General features: G+C 46.6%; 16 protein-coding genes. 3 read left to right on the plus strand and 13 right to left on the minus strand.

The window, feature by feature from the left end; translation table 11 throughout:
• Nucleotides 1–91: 91 nt before the first annotated feature.
• The 6 genes from GRF59_RS03535 to GRF59_RS03560 all read right to left on the minus strand — a co-directional run bounded on the left by GRF59_RS03535 (nt 92) and on the right by GRF59_RS03560 (nt 5,344).
• A complete protein-coding gene (locus tag GRF59_RS03535; protein WP_160496268.1) occupies nt 92–685 on the minus strand; it encodes a TetR/AcrR family transcriptional regulator in 594 nt (197 codons plus the stop codon).
• 160 nt (nt 686–845) lie between these two features.
• On the minus strand, nt 846–1,415 hold the full coding sequence (locus tag GRF59_RS03540) for a YdeI/OmpD-associated family protein (protein ID WP_160496269.1): 570 nt from the start codon (nt 1,413–1,415) through the stop codon (nt 846–848).
• Between the two features lie 96 nt (nt 1,416–1,511).
• Nucleotides 1,512–2,030 (minus strand): DinB family protein, encoded by a 519-nt coding sequence (locus GRF59_RS03545; protein WP_160496270.1) that lies wholly within the window; start codon nt 2,028–2,030, stop codon nt 1,512–1,514.
• Nucleotides 2,031–2,113: 83 nt separating this feature from the next.
• Complete coding sequence (locus tag GRF59_RS03550; protein ID WP_160496271.1) at nt 2,114–3,031, minus strand: helix-turn-helix transcriptional regulator; 918 nt, start codon at nt 3,029–3,031, stop codon at nt 2,114–2,116.
• Between the two features lie 51 nt (nt 3,032–3,082).
• Nucleotides 3,083–3,805, minus strand: coding sequence for a YetF domain-containing protein (locus GRF59_RS03555; protein ID WP_160496272.1), 723 nt, complete (start codon nt 3,803–3,805; stop codon nt 3,083–3,085).
• Nucleotides 3,806–4,045: 240 nt separating this feature from the next.
• The gene (locus tag GRF59_RS03560) at nt 4,046–5,344 is read right to left on the minus strand and encodes a Gfo/Idh/MocA family protein (RefSeq protein WP_160496273.1); all 1,299 of its coding nucleotides are present in this window, start codon (nt 5,342–5,344) and stop codon (nt 4,046–4,048) included.
• A gap of 130 nt (nt 5,345–5,474) precedes the next feature.
• On the opposite strand from GRF59_RS03560, the gene GRF59_RS03565 reads away from it, so the two are divergent.
• On the plus strand, nt 5,475–6,341 hold the full coding sequence (locus GRF59_RS03565) for an AraC family transcriptional regulator (RefSeq protein WP_160496274.1): 867 nt from the start codon (nt 5,475–5,477) through the stop codon (nt 6,339–6,341).
• Nucleotides 6,342–6,449: 108 nt separating this feature from the next.
• On the opposite strand, the gene GRF59_RS03570 is transcribed toward GRF59_RS03565, so the two are convergent.
• The 3 genes from GRF59_RS03570 to GRF59_RS03580 form a co-directional block, all read right to left on the minus strand.
• Nucleotides 6,450–7,811, minus strand: a complete 1,362-nt coding sequence (locus GRF59_RS03570) for an MATE family efflux transporter (protein ID WP_202128480.1) — start codon at nt 7,809–7,811, stop codon at nt 6,450–6,452.
• Between the two features lie 142 nt (nt 7,812–7,953).
• Nucleotides 7,954–8,835 carry a LysR family transcriptional regulator gene (locus tag GRF59_RS03575; RefSeq protein ID WP_160496275.1) on the minus strand — a complete coding sequence of 294 codons (882 nt, stop codon included), beginning with the start codon at nt 8,833–8,835 and terminating at the stop codon, nt 7,954–7,956.
• Between the two features lie 74 nt (nt 8,836–8,909).
• On the minus strand, nt 8,910–9,758 hold the full coding sequence (locus tag GRF59_RS03580) for a GNAT family N-acetyltransferase (protein WP_160496276.1): 849 nt from the start codon (nt 9,756–9,758) through the stop codon (nt 8,910–8,912).
• 374 nt (nt 9,759–10,132) lie between these two features.
• Here GRF59_RS03580 and GRF59_RS03585 point away from each other — a divergent pair, with 374 nt between their 5' ends.
• Complete coding sequence (locus GRF59_RS03585; protein ID WP_160496277.1) at nt 10,133–10,984, plus strand: aldo/keto reductase; 852 nt, start codon at nt 10,133–10,135, stop codon at nt 10,982–10,984.
• Nucleotides 10,985–11,316: 332 nt separating this feature from the next.
• Nucleotides 11,317–11,913: an SUKH-4 family immunity protein gene (locus GRF59_RS03590; RefSeq protein ID WP_160496278.1), complete on the plus strand. Its 597-nt coding sequence runs from the start codon at nt 11,317–11,319 to the stop codon at nt 11,911–11,913.
• A gap of 335 nt (nt 11,914–12,248) precedes the next feature.
• On the opposite strand, the gene GRF59_RS03595 is transcribed toward GRF59_RS03590, so the two are convergent.
• The 4 genes from GRF59_RS03595 to GRF59_RS03610 all read right to left on the minus strand — a co-directional run bounded on the left by GRF59_RS03595 (nt 12,249) and on the right by GRF59_RS03610 (nt 18,149).
• On the minus strand, nt 12,249–14,507 hold the full coding sequence (locus GRF59_RS03595) for an ATP-binding cassette domain-containing protein (protein ID WP_160496279.1): 2,259 nt from the start codon (nt 14,505–14,507) through the stop codon (nt 12,249–12,251).
• Between the two features lie 260 nt (nt 14,508–14,767).
• Nucleotides 14,768–15,097 carry a metalloregulator ArsR/SmtB family transcription factor gene (locus GRF59_RS03600; protein WP_160496280.1) on the minus strand — a complete coding sequence of 110 codons (330 nt, stop codon included), beginning with the start codon at nt 15,095–15,097 and terminating at the stop codon, nt 14,768–14,770.
• Between the two features lie 373 nt (nt 15,098–15,470).
• Entirely contained in the window at nt 15,471–16,643 is a 1,173-nt protein-coding gene (locus tag GRF59_RS03605) for an amidohydrolase (RefSeq protein ID WP_160496281.1), read from the minus strand.
• Nucleotides 16,644–16,790: 147 nt separating this feature from the next.
• Nucleotides 16,791–18,149, minus strand: a complete 1,359-nt coding sequence (locus GRF59_RS03610) for a sulfatase family protein (protein ID WP_160496282.1) — start codon at nt 18,147–18,149, stop codon at nt 16,791–16,793.
• Nucleotides 18,150–18,217: the final 68 nt, after the last annotated feature.

Raw genomic sequence — 18,217 nt, forward strand, 5'->3', positions numbered from 1 at the left:
CATAAAAATCAGCATTTATACTGAACATTCGTTATATATTTTGTCCCGGAAATTGCGTAGACGGATTTTTTTCAATTAATCACCGGCTTCTTTATTCTTCCGCTATACCATTTAAAAATACAGTGACAGCATCGCGATAAAGCATGGTTGTCATGTCGGGCCCCAAGCTTCGCGATAAATGATTTGCACCGAAGAAGATGGCTTCCAATACGACAGCAAGGCGCTCAGCATCACCCGGTTTGAATTCGCCGCTCTCAATTCCTTCTTGCAGAAGCTTTTGATTAAACGCCAAATGCTTGACGTTCATCTCGGCCATTCTGGATTCGACCTCAGACGTCTTCTCCTCATTATGGAAAAATTCATCGGCTGCCTTCGTGAGCGGATGGTTCAAATCATCGGCGGCCAGCTGTTCGGCCACAGCGTATAGCTTCTCGGTAGTTGTTCTATACAAATGCACACTTTGTTCCCAATTCAATTCCCATTCGTGGTCCCATTCTTCAATGAGATAAAGAAACAGGCCCTCCTTGCTTTTGAAGTGGTAATAGATATTGCCTTTGCTGCTCCCGGTGGCTCCCACAATATCCTCGATCGAAGTCGCTTTATAGCCCTTCTGAACAAAAAGCGCACGTGCCGCTACCGCAATTTTCTTCTTGGTTTGCTCGCTTTGAAGCTGTTTCTGGTTCATAACGTCACTCCAATACATAATCTATACCGAACGTCCAGTCAGTATTGTAGCATGCTGGCATTTATAAGGCAATATGTTGCGGGTTAAACCATGATGTTACATTCATATTGCATGAGTTTCGGATGAATCTCTCTCCGTATTTCAACCCGTCTAGCGCATCCTAATCATCTTGTAGGCGTCCATTGTCATTCCATTGACCATACATTTTATTTTCTCTAGTCTTTGTTATAAATTTGTCTAATCTGCTCTTGAATAATTCTGGCTGCTTTTTATTGCTTTGGATGGTATCGATCCGAACTCTTTGATAAAGATCTGGAAATGCCATGAAATTCTCATATACTTGCCATTCCCCTTTTAGCTTTTGCTCTATATCCTTATCTATTTTAAAAGAATCGCGATTCATATCAGGAAGTACCTTTCTTCCTTCTTCTCTCATGAACCCCAACTTTTCGAGGCGGCGGACACGTTCTTTATTCAATTCAGTCCATGAACTTTTTTTGCTTCTGGGAGACAGTCTCTGCGCAAGCTCTGTTTCAGATATTTTCTTTTTGACCCCATCGATCCATCCAAAGCACAATGCTTCTTCGACGGCGTCCAAATATAACAGTGTACCGGGGGTTGGCGTCATAGAAACTACGACCCAACACGATTTTTCAATCTTACAATATTCCTGCAGCCAAACCCTTAAATTTTCTCTTGATTTTGCTGTAATTAGATTTTTAATTTCCATAGATAAAATACAATCTCCTTATGAAGAACGATACCCGGTGCCCTTACCAGGAAGCGGCACCGGATATCATCGACATCAACTGGGCGTCGTCAGAAATTAAATGGATTCCACAGGCTGCTGATACCAAAATAGTGAATAGTCGGTCATGATGGATGCATGGCCCAACTGACGCAGCATGGTTGAAATATTCCCCCGATGGTAGGTGCCATGGTTGACCACTTGCAGCACAATCTCCGATAATCGAATGCTGCGCGTTCCGGCGTAAGGATTCTCAACGACAAGGGCTTGCTCCAAATCTTCTTGGCTTCGGAACCATGCTCTGTATTGTTCTGCTAACTCACTAAAGGCAATCGCGAATTCATCGACTGAGTAACGAAAGGTTTCTTGTTGAAGTGGAAGACACGCTTCCAGCGCCTTGGACATACTGGTGCCACTCAGAACCTGAAACCAACACTTGTCGAGCGCATAGATATGTGCAAGCGCTTCGCCGATGGTGGGGAACGTTGTGTTAACTTCTTGTTGCAGTACCGTGGACGGAAGTTCCTTGATTCTCTGCAGGATCGTTTGGTTGGCCCATGTGTTGTAGTTAAACATTTGTACTGGATGATTTGTCATTCGTATCTTCTCCTTTTGACTTGTCAGGAATTTGATTTTTGTTACTGTTGTAATATTAAAAAAAGTAATATGACAACAGTCTGTCATACTACTTCATAAAGTTTGAGTGTATTTTGAAGCTGTTCTTTTAAGATGTCTCTTAATGCAGGAGGTTCGAGGACTTCGGCGCCGCTTCCAAAGCTCAGCAGAATGGACCGAAGCCAACTTGCTTGCAATGGCCTATCAACAGGAATTCGCATGGTCATACTTCCATCGGCATGAAATTGTTTATCAACCTGGTGAAACTGATCCAGTGCTTCTGCCAAAGCCTGAGGTCCTACTCGGATCACTACTTCCTCTACCTCATCTTGCCATGTACTGTTTGAAAAACCAACCTCTCTTGTGAACTCATGATGCGGCTGGAAAGTATCCGGTGTCAGCAACACATTCATCATCCGGGTTAGTCGGAATTCTCGATAGTCCCGCCGTGTTCGACAATAACCATATATGTACCAATTGCCATATTTAAAATGAAGCTTTACCGGTTCCATGGCACGGGTTGTGCGCTCATTCTTTGCATTAACGTAATCAAAACGGACGATATTTCGCTCCATAATGGCTGTGCGCAAATGAGGAAGCACGTCGGGATCCGTACGGCGGGTCTCCAAATCCACCGCTAGACTAGAAGCTTGATGCTCCGTTCCGACCGTTTGCAGTCGTTCAATGGTTCCTTGCGCACGCTCGTCTTCAAAAACGGAAGAAAGGCTGCTCAGCACAGTAATCAAAGTAGCGACATCATACGAACCGAGCAAACTTTTATCCATTTTATATCCGTCCATCATGCCAAATCCACCTTTATTTCCCTGATACGATATGACCGGGAAGCCAGCGGCACAGATCACATCGATATCCCTATAGATTGTTCTTGGGGAAACTTGAAACTCTTCGGCCAGGGTAGAAGCAGATACAACTTCGTGGTTCAACAGCTTGTAGATCATAGAGATCAATCTTTCCAATTTCATATATATGCCCGCCTAATTTCCCATTTGGTATTTTTGTTGGTCATTATTATATCACAAATGGTTTTCCTCTAATTTAGTTTTCCGAACGATATGCACTTGTACAGTTAGCTTGCTGTCTACCGTCGCCAAGAGTACGTTGTTTAATTCATGGGGTTGTATTTCTGTTTCCAGCCATACGCCGTCCTTTCCGATCTCGTTCAATAGCGCATGCTCCATGTGACCGTCCGTAATGATCGGTTTGGTTAGATTGAAGGGTTGAGTGGAGAGCTTTAAGTCAGTCGGAGTGATGGGCTGATAAGCTGTATTTAGGAAGACAGATAGTGTACCGCCTGGTTCCCATGCTGCAAAGGCGACTTTCGCAATGTCCTCTACGTTCGATTTTCGCAGCTCAGCGTACAAGAATTGAATCGATAACTTCGCCTTCGATAGGTTCCGATAATCAATTTTCCCGTCCAGTACAAGGGTAATCGCCGGTGGGTCAAAAAATTGCTTAAGCAGCGGGATCTTTAGACTGAGCCATATTGCGGTTATGTACAGGAAAACAATCGAAAAGGTCGAAATGATCGAGCCTTTTAACCCAAGATGCTCGTCTGAGAGCGGATGGGCAATAATATTGCCGAGCGTAAGCGCGATAATGAAATCAAGGAACCTCAGTCCAGAGATGGAACGCTGACCCATCATTTTGGCAGCAATGATCAGAAATACAAATCCAACTATGCTTCGCATAATCCATTCTATTACCGTCAATGAGTCCTGACCTCTGAAAAAATCCACGCACGCTTCCCTCCGTCACTCTATTTCCAGCAATTAGGTTACCCTACTTCAATCCAAGCCATTCAGAAGGCGGCATCTGCTTCATACAACTCCAATGAAGCGCGTTTGATTCAATATAATCCGTCCATGAACTAAATTTATCGATCCATCTCGCGCCAAACAGTCGCAGGGCACCGGCATGGCTGCCGGTACTCTGCGACTTCAGAAACTACATTAAGGCACAAGGTTGAGCCCGTAACACTATGACTTGGTATACAACCGTACCAGTTCATCGACTTTAACGGCACGCCCCGTACTTATCGATTGGTTCGCTGCGATACCTGTCAATATGGAGCGCGCGCCATCGATGTGATTGGCTGCCCGCTGAAAACGATCCGGGACGGGTACGCCAAAAATATCGTTCAGCAACACCGGATCGCCGCCGCCGTGACCTCCAGCGCCCTCTTCGAAGTTTGCTTTGTATGGATCGCCAAACATCGGAAACACCAGGATGTTGACTCCCTTGACCGCCCCCTCCAGAGCCTTGTCCCCTCCGGAATTGACATACGATCTCTCGATGACCGTCATTTCAATCCGACCTTTAGTACCATTGAATGCGATTCGATAGCCCTCCCATGGCATATATGCATTCAACGAATAGGTCAGAAACGCCTTATTCTTGTATCGTACAAGGACACTCATCGTATCCTCGATCGAAATACCGTCTCCAAATACACTTTGATCGCGGCGGTATCCGTCCTCCGCTTCTGCATCGAGATACATCGCCTTCAGATGTTCGCTGCTATCCAAAAACAGTGCAAAGGGATCATCCTTGGCATTCGGATTGCCCGTCGCGCGATCATAAAATCTGGTAACGCCCCGCTGTTCGGCATTCTCCCGTCCGTAAAAGAGCAGGTCGCCCATGGCAAATACCGTTTCCGGCTGGGAACCGATCCAGAAATTCACGAGATCGAAATGATGCGTCGACTTATGCACGAGAAGTCCCCCGCTGTTTCGTTTGTCCCGGTGCCATCTCCGAAAATAGTCGGCGCCATGCTGCGTATTCAGCAGCCATTCAAAATGAACCGAAGTAACGTCGCCAATCGTGCCGTCCGCGATCAATTCGCGCGCCTTGGTATGATGCGGTGCATAGCGATAATTAAAGGTCACGCGGACATTTCTTCCGGTCCGCTCTACCGCATCGATAATATCCTGGCATTTGGCCGCGTCGACGGTCATCGGTTTTTCAGTAATGACATCGCAACCCATTTCCAGCGCACGTATAATGTAACGGTGATGTGTCCGGTCCACGCTGGTGACGATGACAAAGTCCGGCTTCTCTACCTGAATCATTTCATCAAACGCATCGCTTTTATAGGTGCGGACCGCAGGATAATCGTATTTGTCCGTAAGCAGCTTGTTGGCATAATCCATCCTTGTCTGATTGACGTCGCAAAACGCCAGCAGCTCAGAGGTATCCCGAAACCTTTTCGCAATGGCACCATAGAAAAATTCAGCTCTTCCACCAGCTCCAACTTGTACATATGTTTTCTTGTTCATGGTTTCAACTCTCCTCATTCAATGATTTCCAGTAAAAGAGTAACGCAATATTGGCATAATATCTCCGCAATTTATGCTAATATGGATTAAATCCCGCAAATATTGTGCCTATGGAGGGAAGAAACAACGAATGGATCTGAACCACGAGCTTCGATATGGCAATGCACAGCACCCTTTTCATCTGGAATACAACCGACGCAAGGGGCATTTCTCGATGGCAACCGATCATATGCACAGACACTACGAGCTGTACTATTTATTCGGAGGCGAACGGAATTATTTCATTAAAAATCGCATTTACCCGGTACGTGCGGGCGACCTGGTTTTGGTGCCCAGCAATGAGGTGCATAAAACATCGGATACCGGCGTGCCCAATCATGAGCGCATCGTGCTCTATTTCAACACGGAATACTTTGATCAGATGGCCGATGAAGAAGCTGAGCTCCTTCTGACTCCGTTTCACAACGACAATCGCGTGCTGCATCTGGCCGAGCCCGACAAGTTGCGGATCGAGCAGTTGTTATACGATATGCTTCGTGAAATTCAGGATCAATCTCCTGGATATGAGCTTGCCGTCCGCCATGCGGCTGCTTTGACGCTGTTGTTCGCTGCCCGAGAGGTCATGAATCCCAAATACCTGCCTTCAGAGGAGGCCGTCTCCCCCGCAGCGGCAAGAATAACGGAAATTGCTCGCTTCATCTCGGAGCATTATCAGGAACCGCTTACCCTGGGAAGCCTGAGTGAACAATTTTATCTCAGTCCCAGCCACCTCAGCCGGACCTTCAAAAAATATACCGGATTGGGCTTGATCGAATATATCGGCATCACGAGAACCAAAGAAGCCCAGCGGCTGCTCCGTGAGACTGATGAACGCATCACCGTGATTTCGGAGCTCTCCGGCTTCGAGAACTTTTCGCATTTTGAGAAGGTGTTCAAGTCGTTTTCCCGAATGTCGCCGCGAAGCTACCGTTCCGGGTTCCGCCGAAAAAAAACGTAAATATGTGAGGGCCGTTATAACAAAACAAAAATGAGGCTGTAAGGTCAAGGAAAGAGATCTCTAAATGAAAAAATTCCGCTATCTATGCGGAATTTTGACTGCGCTGCATTATTTTATAGCATGGAATGTAGTCCATTTACCGTTTACATATCGCCATACGAATATGACTCCTTTTATTAGCCAATCGCAATATATGGCAATCCATGTTGCAAGTAAATCCATGTGTAAGAAATAAACAAATGCATAAGCCAGTGCAATACGGCAGAAAAACATCGTACACATGCTGATTATCATCGGGAATTTGGCATCTCCGGCAGCGCGGAAAACAACAGGCAAGGTATTTCCAAGAGGCCAAATCAGCATCATTGCAATGGCATGACTCCAGACGATTTTAGTCGTCATCATCGTTGCTTCCTCGGATAGGTTATAGACCTTCAATATCGTTGTTAAGAGTAACAATATGATAAGAGAGCTGATGATTTGCGCGATATAGATGATGCGTGTGATTTTCTTCGTGTAATATCTGGCTTGCTCGTAATCCTCAGCGCCTACGCATCTGGAAATGATGACCGTTAATCCCAAACCGATGGCCATGCCCGGAAGCGCTTGGAACGTTACTATCGTGCCACCGACCGAATTAGCGGCTATGGCCGCAGTTCCGAAGGTAGACACCAGACTCAGTACAAGGAGCCTTCCAAAATAAAACATCCCATTTTCTATACCGTAAGGTACGCCAATCGCTAAAATCTGCTTGATCATCCCAACATCCAATTGGGGTCGCATCGTCTTTTCAAGAAATAATAGATTTTTAGGATGGAATGCAAGAAAAATAATCATTCCAGCGGCCCCGAGTCTAGAGATTAGCGTGGAAATTGCAATACCTGAAGTACCCATGTCAAAAATAAAAATAAAAACTACGCTGCCGATCACATTCAAAATGTTCATATAAAGCATAATTTTCATAGGTAACTTTGAGTTTCCCATAGTTCGAAATATGGCTGCACCTGCGTTATACAATGCCAGAGAAGGAATGGATAACGCTACAATCATAAGATAGCTATTGGCGTGTGCGTATACGTCTTCCGTAATCTGACCAAACAGCCCGTGCAAAATGACATCTTTCATCAGGTAAGTCAGTGCCATGACCACGAGTCCCACACAGCCGATAAACCATACTAATTGATTGGAAACTTTTCTCGCTTCGTTCTCTTTCCGGTTTCCAAGGTACTGTCCGGCAATCACCGATCCCCCAGTGGCAAGGGCTGCAAAAATACTGATCAGCAAGGCCATGACAAACTCAACCAAAGATACGCCGGATACTGCAGATTCGCTAACGGAAGCGACCATCATGGAGCTTATGAGGCCTACGGATAATTCTAAACATTGCTCAACCATAAGAGGTATAAACAATCTGGATAAATCCCTATTTGAAAAAAACTTGGGGTTTGCAATTGATTTCTCCACAACCATTACTCCCTTAATTCGAAGACGTTTGGCCAGATACGTTCTTCTCGGTTGCAATAAGCAGCATGAGCTAACAGAACGATCTGTACCCACGCCTTATTGTAAAGTAATCATTTGACTATATCTAATACTTATAATTGATCCTTTGTCATGCTTTTTTGTTATCTCTTATATATTGAATCAGCATCTCCGTTGCGGAATTGAACATTTGTGATTTTCTCCAAGCAAATACATGTCCCGTCGTGCGTGTTGGAGAAAATGGAATGAAGCAAGTATTTTTACTGCCGCGAATTTCATGGGCACCTTCGACACAGATCGCATATCCCAACTTTTGCTCTACCAAGAACGATGCATTGGTCAGCAGATTATGAGTAGCAAATATGTGAAGTTCGTCTTCTGTGACGCCAAACCAACTCGAAATTTCGTTCTTAACAATCATTCTTCTGGGAGGAATCAAAGGCAGCGTGCTGACTTCCTGCAGCCCGATGGACTCTCTTTGCGCTAGTGGATCATCCTTGCGCATCACAAGTCCCCATGTTTCGGTGTATGGCAAATGAATGTAATTATACTTTGAGGTTTCAATGGGTTCTAGCAGAATCCCGATGTCAATGATACCCTTATCAAGTTTCTCGCGAATATCATCCCCGTCCGCACTGTATAGGTCATATCGAACTAGCGGATAACGTTCGGAGAACTCCCGAAGCACCTCTGAAAGCATGCGCGAGGCGATGGATTCTACGCAGCCAATGGACACGGTTCCACCGATCGAGTCCTTCTGATGGGCAAATTCATGTGTTGTTTTGCTGATTAAGGAGACAATTTCGTTTGCTCTTTGTTGAAACAGGATTCCATCGTTTGTTAATGTGATTTTTTTGTTTCCACGCTTGAATAAAATGGTGCCAAGTTCTTCTTCCAACTGCTTGAGTTGGCGGCTTAAATTGGGCTGTGTCACATGTAGCACTTCTGCTGCCTTGGTGATGCTCCCCTCTCTGGCAACAGTTAAATAATAATTTATGACCCTAAGTTCCATGTAAAAGACCTCCTATACACGATACATTCTCCCTTGAACTTGTTTCCTGTTTACTGTATTTCAAACGGTAGAATTCATAGCGTTTTCCGCAAGTATTGCGTAACATATTTTTCTTTAAAGCCAAGGCTGTCATACAGATTTCTGGCATAATTGCCGACAACGCACCAAAGGCCGACGTTCGTGCAGCCACGCTGATAAATCTCATTGCATACATACATAGCAAACTTTCTACCGATCCCTAGCCCCTGAAGGTCTGGACGCACTGATATGCTGCTGAGTACATTGCCGGAAATGTGGCTATACGCGACGACTTCCCCATTGAATTCGTAGACAAAACGGTTTTCTGCATCCTTTATCCAGGATGTTCTCTCTTTTTCACTGGGCTGGGCAATCACAGAATCAGGAAAGCAACCGACACGGACCCGCATTTCATGAAAAGCTTTGGCATACAGAGACTGACTTACAAGATAGTCTTCGTCCTTATACTGCCGTACCGGAAGGTCTTCCAGGGGAAAGGGATCGCTGGTTCGCTGCATGAAAGACGATGAAAAGTATGGATCGTAACCAAGCTTGATTGCAAACGAAAGAGAAGCTTGATTTCCCACACGAAAGGAACTCCTTATTTTCTCGGTTCCACCCTCCAACAATTCGGTTTCAAAATATTTAGCCATTGCCGAACCGAACCCTTGCCTGCGGTACTCTGGGGCTACAAACACATTCAAATAGGACTGAGATCCAGGCTCATTCACTTGGGCCAGTGCAACAAGCTTGTCCTCAATATACGCCGCCCTAAACAAATCCGGTTCTTTGGTAAGCACTCGAAGAATCTCTTCGCCTCCATCGGCATCATAGCTTAATAATTCTCTGGCGATTGGGTAATCTTTTTGACTGTATTGTTCGTATCGGATATTTGCCAAACTCATTGGCCTTCGATACCTCCTTTGTAACGTTATGAAATGATTTTTTTCTTCAAATAGTGATTATGTATGGAATAATAGATAGACATTTTTGGCATTTCATTGATGTCTAAAAGTATGCTGGCAATAACTATAATAACTATACCATTTGCTCCAGATTAAGGATGTTTTTGTTTTCAAGTATGGTTGCACGATCATTTTTCGCTTTTTTCCACACCATGTTCCCTCTTCGTCAGTTAGAGCAGTGTCCGTGAGAGAATTAGGCAAACATTTGATACGAATGTAATAACGGTTGTCTTGTCATCTGGTGCATAATAAGGATGTGAAAAAGCGGACCAACGCGGGATCAACAAATAATCATAAAAAATGGAGGGTTATTCATGCAAAAAGTAATTCTGAACAATGGTATTGAGATGCCTATTCTCGGTTTTGGCGTATATCAGATTGCAGATCAAAATGAGTGTGAACGAAGCGTCTATGACGCTTTGATGGCAGGGTATCGTTTGATTGACACAGCTGCCTCTTATCTTAATGAAGAAGCTGTTGGCAGAGCGATCAAACGGAGTGGCGTGGCGAGAGAGGATTTATTTATCACGACAAAACTTTGGGTTCAGGATACCGGTTATGACCGCACAAAACGAGCATTTGAAAAATCACTGGAACGATTGCAATTGGATTATCTGGATTTGTATTTGATTCATCAGCCATATGGAGATGTGTATGGCTCTTGGCGTGCCATGGAGGAATTGCACCGGGAAGGAAAGATTCGTGCCATTGGCGTTAGCAACTTCCATGAGGATCGTCTCATCGATCTGATTCTTCATAATGAAATCGTTCCTGCCGTAAACCAGGTTGAAACACATCCTTTTAACCAGCAAATCGATCATGCGAAATTCATGAAAGAGAATCATGTTCAGATCGAATCTTGGGCACCTTTTGCGGAAGGGAAAAATAACTTGTTCCAAAATGAGATATTGGTATCCATCGCTGAAAAGGTTCATAAATCCGTTGCTCAGGTGGTTTTACGTTGGTTGACGCAACGAGAAGTCGTTGTGATTCCAAAGTCTGTTCGAAAAGAAAGAATGATCGAAAACATCGATATCTTTGATTTTGAATTGAGCCAAGAGGATATGGAGAAGATTGCTGCGTTAGATACGAAGCAGAGCCTGTTCTTTTCACATCGTGATCCTGAAATGGTGAAATGGATCGGGAATCGTAAGCTTGATATCTAACCATCGCAATTTTATAAGATAATGGGTAGATTCTGTAGTCGTGATAAAACCAGGTAATATCTCGTTGATTCATCCATTAGAGATCCAGTTAAGGAGCAGAGATGCGCTTAGGCATTCTGCTCCTATTTCGTTTTTAGACCAAAGAATGTGGATTTGCGCAATTACTCCGGTTATGACTCATAAAGAGATCTCTCTTTCCGGCTTCTGCTTGAAAATCGCCTCTTTCGTCTCATTGACTCCACGATTACATTTTCTTACAATGTTCGATAGTACTTGAGTCCATCTCGTCTATGTTACTGTCCCATAATATATAACTTTTTGGGGGTGCCCTCGTGAAAAGAAACCTTTCAACCGTTCAATATGACCCAGAGCTCGTTATGCAAGCGTCCTTTCCGGCGGAAACCGAGATTTACCTGCTGCAAAACGGGCTTCCTAGCATAGACGCCGGGGAGGCTGTTCTTGGTATCTGTTTTACATCATTTGAGCATATCGGGTTTATTCAGGAAGGAGCTTACGAACTGCTGCCGATCGGATACGAATGGGACCCGTGTTCAGCAATTTTGGGTATAGCCAAAAATTCGGGACATGTATACTCCTATCAGCCCAATACGAAGACGATCGGCTTCATGAACTCGAATATTCAACTGTTTCTATCCTTTCTGTCCTCTACCCGCTCATTTATTTCCAGCAACACCGGCGGTGAACCCGAAACCATGACCCTTATGACGCAGAGTGAAGCCGCGGAACGCCTGGCCGCTTTCCACCGCGGGGAAATCGTTCCTCAGAGCCGGCCTCAACGCCGCGGTAATCGAGAGGCCGACCTGAAAATGCTGCGGGAGACTTTCATTCAACGGGATCCGAATAGTTTGGCCGATGACAACATGTGGTGGAGCTGCGTGCTGGAACAGTTGGAGGTCGGTTTGTTGTAAATAATCTTATTCATCTTCGGCAGCGCTGAAAAGGATAATGCCTAATCGAATTTAGCAACATCCCGAACATCGGAAATGAAGCGGAATATTAAAAACTATAGTACCACACGAATAAATTCGAATGAAGAAGATCGATCGAAAGACTCCCCTCAGATAACCGCGTGGGCATCATCTTCGAACATCCATCGGGTATTCCATTTCCTATATAGGTTAGACCCCTGTAAGTGTAGTTCCTTCAGAGTTATCGGGCCATGTTCATCGCTGGTCACTGCCCTTCAGTAAAAGAAAGGCTGCCGATTCTTCCGACAGCCCTCAACTTTAATATGTTCTTGATATCAAGCCATCAAATATTTGCCCGTGATCGACTGTTCCGCATGGATAATCTGAGTAGGTGTACCCTCGAACACCACCAGGCCGCCTTTGCTGCCTCCGTCCGGTCCCATATCGATGATCCAGTCCGCTTGGCTGATCACTTCAAGGTTATGCTCGATGACGATCACTGTATTGCCGGTATTCACGAGGCGGTTCATGATCTCCAGCAAGTGGCCGATATCCGACATATGCAGGCCCGTCGTCGGCTCGTCCATTACGTAGATGCTGCCCTTCTTGTGCAGCTCACTTGCCAGCTTGATGCGCTGGCATTCGCCGCCCGAAAGCGTGCTAAGCGGCTGGCCGAGCGTAATATAGTTCAAACCTACGTCGCTCATCGCATGGAGTTTGCGTACAACCTCTTTGAGCTGGAAAAATTCCAGTGCCTGCTCTATCGTCATCTCCAGTACATCTGCGATAGACTTGCCGTTCAGCTTGTACTCGAGTACCTCTTCCTTGAATCGTTTCCCGCCGCATACTTCGCATGGCAGTTTCACGCTTTCGAAGAATGAAAGGTCCAAGTACACAACACCAAGTCCTTGGCAATGCTCGCAAGCTCCCTTGGAATTGAAGCTGAACAAGCTTGGGCTCACCTTATTCGCGGAAGCAAACGCCTTGCGAACATCATCCAGTATCCCCGTGTAAGTCGCGGGATTCGAGCGTGTCGATACGCCTACCGCCGATTGGTCGATGACGATCGCATCCGAATGCTGACTCAAGAATATGTCATTAATCAGAGTGCTCTTGCCCGAGCCGGCGACGCCGGTAACAACGGTCAACACGCCGGTTGGAATATCTATGCTCACGTTCTGCAAGTTGTGCAGCTTGGCATTCTGAATGGAGAGCTTGCCAGATGGCTGCCTGGAATCCTGCTTTAACTGAAGATGGCGTTTCAGATGGTTACCCGTCAATGTACCAGACTCCAGCAGACCTGGGTAGCTTCCTTCATACACGATGTTACCTCCGCGGCTGCCCGCGTAAGGCCCCACGTCAACAATATGATCCGCCACCATGATGACATCGGGATCATGTTCAACGACAAGCACGGTGTTGCCTTTGTCGCGCAGTTTCTGAAGCAGTTCATTTAACCGGTGTACATCGCGGGGGTGGAGGCCAACGCTGGGTTCATCGAAGATGTAAGTGACATCCACCAGGCTCCCGCTCAGATGCTTCACCATCTTGACTCTCTGCGACTCGCCGCCGGACAAGGTATCCGTCTCGCGGTCCAGCGTCAAGTAGTCAAGTCCGATGTCCACTAGATGCTGAAGACGCTCTGTCAGCGACTTGACCATAGGCGCGGCAGCAGCATCGTCAATCTCCTGGATGACACGGATGAGATGCCCAACTTCCATGGAAGACAGCTCCGCTATGTTATGACCATGAATCCTGCAGCCTAGTGCGGCTTGACTGAGTCTCGCACCGTGGCAACTGAGGCAGGGACCCTCGATAATGTACGGTGCAACGGTTTGCTGCGTACGTTCGGACTTTGTCTTCACGTCCTGCTTGATGTATTTGTTCGTGAACTTTTCGATGACGCCTTCCACGGTAATATTCGTTGCCTTCCCGGCAAAATCCATTTTCACTTTTCTTGCTTTGCCGTACAGCAGCTGATCCAAATCTTCATCCGAGTAATCGCTAAGCTTCTTATCGGGATCATAGGAACCCGACTGCATGAGCATGTTCCATTCCCATCCGTCCACCGTATAACCCGGAAGCATAACTGCCCCTTCTTGGAGCGATTTGGACATGTCCACCGCTTTGCTCATGTCTACGCCAAGGCTGCGCCCGATCCCGTTGCATTCGGGACACATGCCTTGCGGATCGTTGAACGAGAACATGTTTGCTCCCCCGACATAGGGCTTCCCCACTCGGGAAAAGAGCATCCTGAGAATGGGAGAAATATCGGTTATCGTACCCATCGTGGAATGGGAGCCGCCGCCCAGCGGCTTCTGATCGACGATAACTGCCATGCTCAGGTTCTCGATCGCATCCGCATCCGGCTGCGGATATTTAGGCAAAAACGTACGCACGAACATGCTGAAGTTCTCGTTCAGCAAACGTGTGGATTCAGCGGCAATCGTATCGAAGACGATCGATGACTTGCCCGACCCGGATACACCGGTGAATATTGTGATTTTCCGCTTGGGAATGCGCAAGGAGACGTTCTTGAGATTGTTTTCCCGCGCGGCCGAGATGACGATATATTCCTGATTCGATTCGCTCAAAACTAACACCCTTTCGATTGTGGTAATTTATAGTCGTGTCCGGTAGATTTGTACGAGGAACGAACGTTAATTCTAGACCTGTGCGATTATTGCAGCAACTTTTCAAGCTCGCCGCACATATGAGTCCATCATACTTCGCACCTTCGAGTGCTTGAGGATTCGTGATTCCGCTCTGTTCAAAATGGTGATTAACCTTTCCGTCCCTATTTCTTGCAGCGTCCAGGTGATCGTATTGACTTGCTCCAATGATAATGTTGAACTCACTCTTCTTCTTCCTCTAGTAATTGGTTCAAGCGCATCATATTCGCACTCCAAAACTTGCTGTAGAAAGCCACCCAGTCTTGGACTTCTCGAAGTGGAAAGGCGTTTAGCCTAAAACGCGTTTCTCTGCCGACTTTTCGGTCAATTACCAGCCCGGCATCTTTAAGGATCGTCAAATGCTTTGATACCGCTGTGCGCCCCATTTGAAACTGCGCCGTCAATTCATGAAGCGGTATCTCGTCTGCCTCTGCTAACAATTGAATCAGTCGGCGCCTTGTTGGATCTGCAATGGCGTCAAACACATCCCGGAACTGGTTGTTCTCGCTCACAACATCCTCTCCTAAGTATGATTACCAATGGACAGCCATTCATTTCAAAACCTTCTCTAAGTCTCCCATGGGCTAATGCCTGTGAATGCAGCAGTTCATTTAAGTAAAAACTTATTCAGGTTCCAAACCTTCCAAATGCTTAACCTATTCTTTTATAGGCCCCCATTTGGTGTCGATATGATTATACGCCACCATTTGGTGTCCTGTCAAAGCTGTTATCAAACATCACAAGAAACCCATCCTTTATCAAGTTCTTACGGCTCAAACAATTCAATAACCACGAAGTTTCAAAGACTCATAGCAGGTTACGGTTATAGCAGTTTTTAATATGTAATTGTATTTTCCCAATAAAAAAAGCCGCGAAAATCGCGGCTTATCGAGTAATTAATTCGTTCAAGCACCTTGTGGCCAAATGGCTGTAATATTCCGCTGCTTGCTGCAGCGCGGTCTCATCGGGATTAAACTTCGGATGATGCAGCGCATAGGGCGAACTGGACCCCACATATACAAATGCTCCGGGAATTTGCTGGAGATAGTAAGAAAAATCCTCACCGCCCATGCGTGGTCCAAGCACCTTGGTGGCATATCCGGATTCTTCGGCCGCATCACTGGCAAATTGAGCCCAATAAGCATCGTTGATCGTGGCGAGTGGTCCTGGATACCACTTCAGTTCGGCCGAGACACCTGCCGAGGCTCCGATCCCGTCAATGATCTGGCGAATCATCTCCGGAATGCGCTGCTGCACCTCCACATCAAGCGTTCTCACCGTCCCTTCGAGATCAACCGTTCCGGGAAGAACGTTCCAAGTGTTCCCGCCGGAGATACGGGTCAGGCTGACAACAACGGCATCAAGAGCACTGACCCGGCGGCTGCTGATGGTTTGTAGAGCGAGAATGATTTGCGAAGCGGCGACGATGGCATCGGTGCCTTTTTCAGGGGTGGCGGCATGCGCACCAATTCCGTTAATGACGATTTCGAACCGGTCTACGCCCGCGGTAATGGCGCCTTCGCACGTGCCAAGTTCTCCTACTGCAAGCTCCGGCAAATTGTGGAGACCAAAGATAGCTAAGACGCCTTCCAGACCTCCGGAATCGACTACATCCTTAGCCCCGTGACCGGTCTCTTCGGCTGGCTGGAATACGACCCTGACCGTGCCTGGAAGCTCGTTTTCCTTTTCCTTCAGCAGATACGCGGCTCCCAGCGCCACTGTCGTATGAAAATCATGCCCGCAAGCATGCATTTTTCCTGACACTTTGGAACGAAACGGAACGTCCGCCTCCTCATCGATTGGCAGCGCGTCGATATCCGCGCGAAGGGCCACGATTGGTCCCTTGCCAGTCCCGATTTGTGCAATGACTCCCGTCTTCAGCGTAGGTAAGTCCAGAATTTCAATGTTGGCTTGTTTCAGCCATGCTTTGATTTTGCCCGTCGTTTCGAACTCTTCGTTGGATAGTTCAGGTTCCTGGTGCAGATTGCGGCGGATTTCCACCAAGCGTTCCTGAAGTCCGCTAGTTTCGGCTATATTCTTCAAATCGGGATTAGTCATGCCAATTCCTCCTCTATCACCATATTGACCTCATCGTATCTGTTCTTCCAATAATGGTCAATGAAACGCAAGGATTACCCGATTCGTCAACCTTTCATTTTTGTTGAGAAAATGGATCTTTTGCAGCGTTGTATGATCGTTTCAACATTACAAGAAGCAATCGGCATAAGGATCGCCAGTGCGATTCATCCAGGTCCTAAGTTCCCCTTGCAGTCTTTCAATCTGTGGGTTTAATTCCGTGGAAGACGCCAGGTTGCGGATCTCCCAGGGATCATTCTTAAGATCAAATAATTGCATCCTATCGCTTCCCTGACCCGTTAGTTCCGAACGTCGATAAAGAATCATTTTCCAGCGCTCGTCCTTCACCATCCGTTGAATATCCTTGTACAGCGCATATACCGTCTCTCTGCCCTGTTTCGTTTCACCCCGAATCAAGTCCGCCACGCTTTGTCCGGCTATTCCATCAGGTGCGGAAACTCCGGCCATTTCGCAAAGCGTAGGGAAAATATCGAATTGATAGGCCAGCTGATCGATGCGTCTACCTGCAGGAATTCCCGGTCCCTGAATCAACCATGGCACCCGTATGCTGTGATCGTACACATTTTGTTTGCCTAGCAGCCCGTGCCGGCCTACGGCAAGACCGTGATCCGCTGTATACACAACGATGGTATTCTCCAGTTTTCCAGAGTCGGCAAGTGACTGCAGAACTCGGCCAATATGGTAATCCATATGAGTAATCATGGCATAATAATCGGCTATATGGCTCTTTATCTCTTCTTGCCGGCGCGGATAGTCAGCCAAATGCTCGTCACGGACATCCAGTTCGCCGTTATCGAACGGATGCTCTTCCATAAAGCTTGGCGGCAGCGGGATATCCTTAGGATTGTACATACTCGCGTAAGGCTCCGGCGCCGTCCTCGGATCATGCGGTGAAGTATATGCCAGGTAAAGGAAAAAAGGGTCTTCTTCCGAATATTGCTCCAAAAAGTTGATAGCCGCATCCGTAAATAATTCTGTTGAAAACTGCTTTTCGACCCGTGGTTCATTTGGAGGAGAAAATCCGTTTGAGCCATAATCGAACACAGGTACCTCACGATGATCGCTCATGCCGCCGAAGAACAGTGCGTTGCCGCTGCAAAAACCATCCGAAAAACTGGTCCGGTCATTATGCCACTTGCCAACCGCATGGGTGTAATAGCCATGGGAGCGAAACCAGGACGGCATCGTATTCGCACCTGCGCGAATGACGCATGTTCGATCGTGATCATCGATCGTCTGGCTTTCCGTTGCTTGAAAAATATGTGTTCCCGTATGGATGCAAGCTCTGCATGGAACGCAAACGGCGCCATCCACACCGCCAATAATATGAGTTGAGTTCATCATGGTACCGGTCCTGGCTATAGCGTCCAGTATCGGCGTTTTCACCACTCGGTCTCCTGCTGCTCCGATGGCATCATACCGATGATCGTCTGCTATAATAAAAAGCACATTCGGTTGCACGGTCATAAAGCCCTCCTTGAATTTACATGTCGTGATGGCTATAATTTTATTCGTAAAAAGCCGGAATTGACATA

The sequence above is a fragment of the Paenibacillus dendrobii genome (assembly GCF_009807035.1).
Classification (GTDB): domain Bacteria; phylum Bacillota; class Bacilli; order Paenibacillales; family Paenibacillaceae; genus Paenibacillus_AQ; species Paenibacillus_AQ dendrobii.

Bases quoted from the DNA above. Each gene is read 5' to 3' on its own strand.
- GRF59_RS03535 (WP_160496268.1), bottom strand. From the start codon at position 685: ATGAACCAGAAACAGCTTCAAAGCGAGCAAACCAAGAAGAAAATTGCG.
- GRF59_RS03540 (WP_160496269.1), bottom strand. From the start codon at position 1,415: ATGGAAATTAAAAATCTAATTACAGCAAAATCAAGAGAAAATTTAAGG.
- GRF59_RS03545 (WP_160496270.1), bottom strand. From the start codon at position 2,030: ATGACAAATCATCCAGTACAAATGTTTAACTACAACACATGGGCCAAC.
- GRF59_RS03550 (WP_160496271.1), bottom strand. From the start codon at position 3,031: ATGAAATTGGAAAGATTGATCTCTATGATCTACAAGCTGTTGAACCAC.
- GRF59_RS03560 (WP_160496273.1), bottom strand. From the start codon at position 5,344: ATGAACAAGAAAACATATGTACAAGTTGGAGCTGGTGGAAGAGCTGAA.
- GRF59_RS03565 (WP_160496274.1), top strand. From the start codon at position 5,475: ATGGATCTGAACCACGAGCTTCGATATGGCAATGCACAGCACCCTTTT.
- GRF59_RS03570 (WP_202128480.1), bottom strand. From the start codon at position 7,811: ATGGTTGTGGAGAAATCAATTGCAAACCCCAAGTTTTTTTCAAATAGG.
- GRF59_RS03575 (WP_160496275.1), bottom strand. From the start codon at position 8,835: ATGGAACTTAGGGTCATAAATTATTATTTAACTGTTGCCAGAGAGGGG.
- GRF59_RS03580 (WP_160496276.1), bottom strand. From the start codon at position 9,758: ATGAGTTTGGCAAATATCCGATACGAACAATACAGTCAAAAAGATTAC.
- GRF59_RS03585 (WP_160496277.1), top strand. From the start codon at position 10,133: ATGCAAAAAGTAATTCTGAACAATGGTATTGAGATGCCTATTCTCGGT.
- GRF59_RS03605 (WP_160496281.1), bottom strand. From the start codon at position 16,643: ATGACTAATCCCGATTTGAAGAATATAGCCGAAACTAGCGGACTTCAG.
- GRF59_RS03610 (WP_160496282.1), bottom strand. From the start codon at position 18,149: ATGACCGTGCAACCGAATGTGCTTTTTATTATAGCAGACGATCATCGG.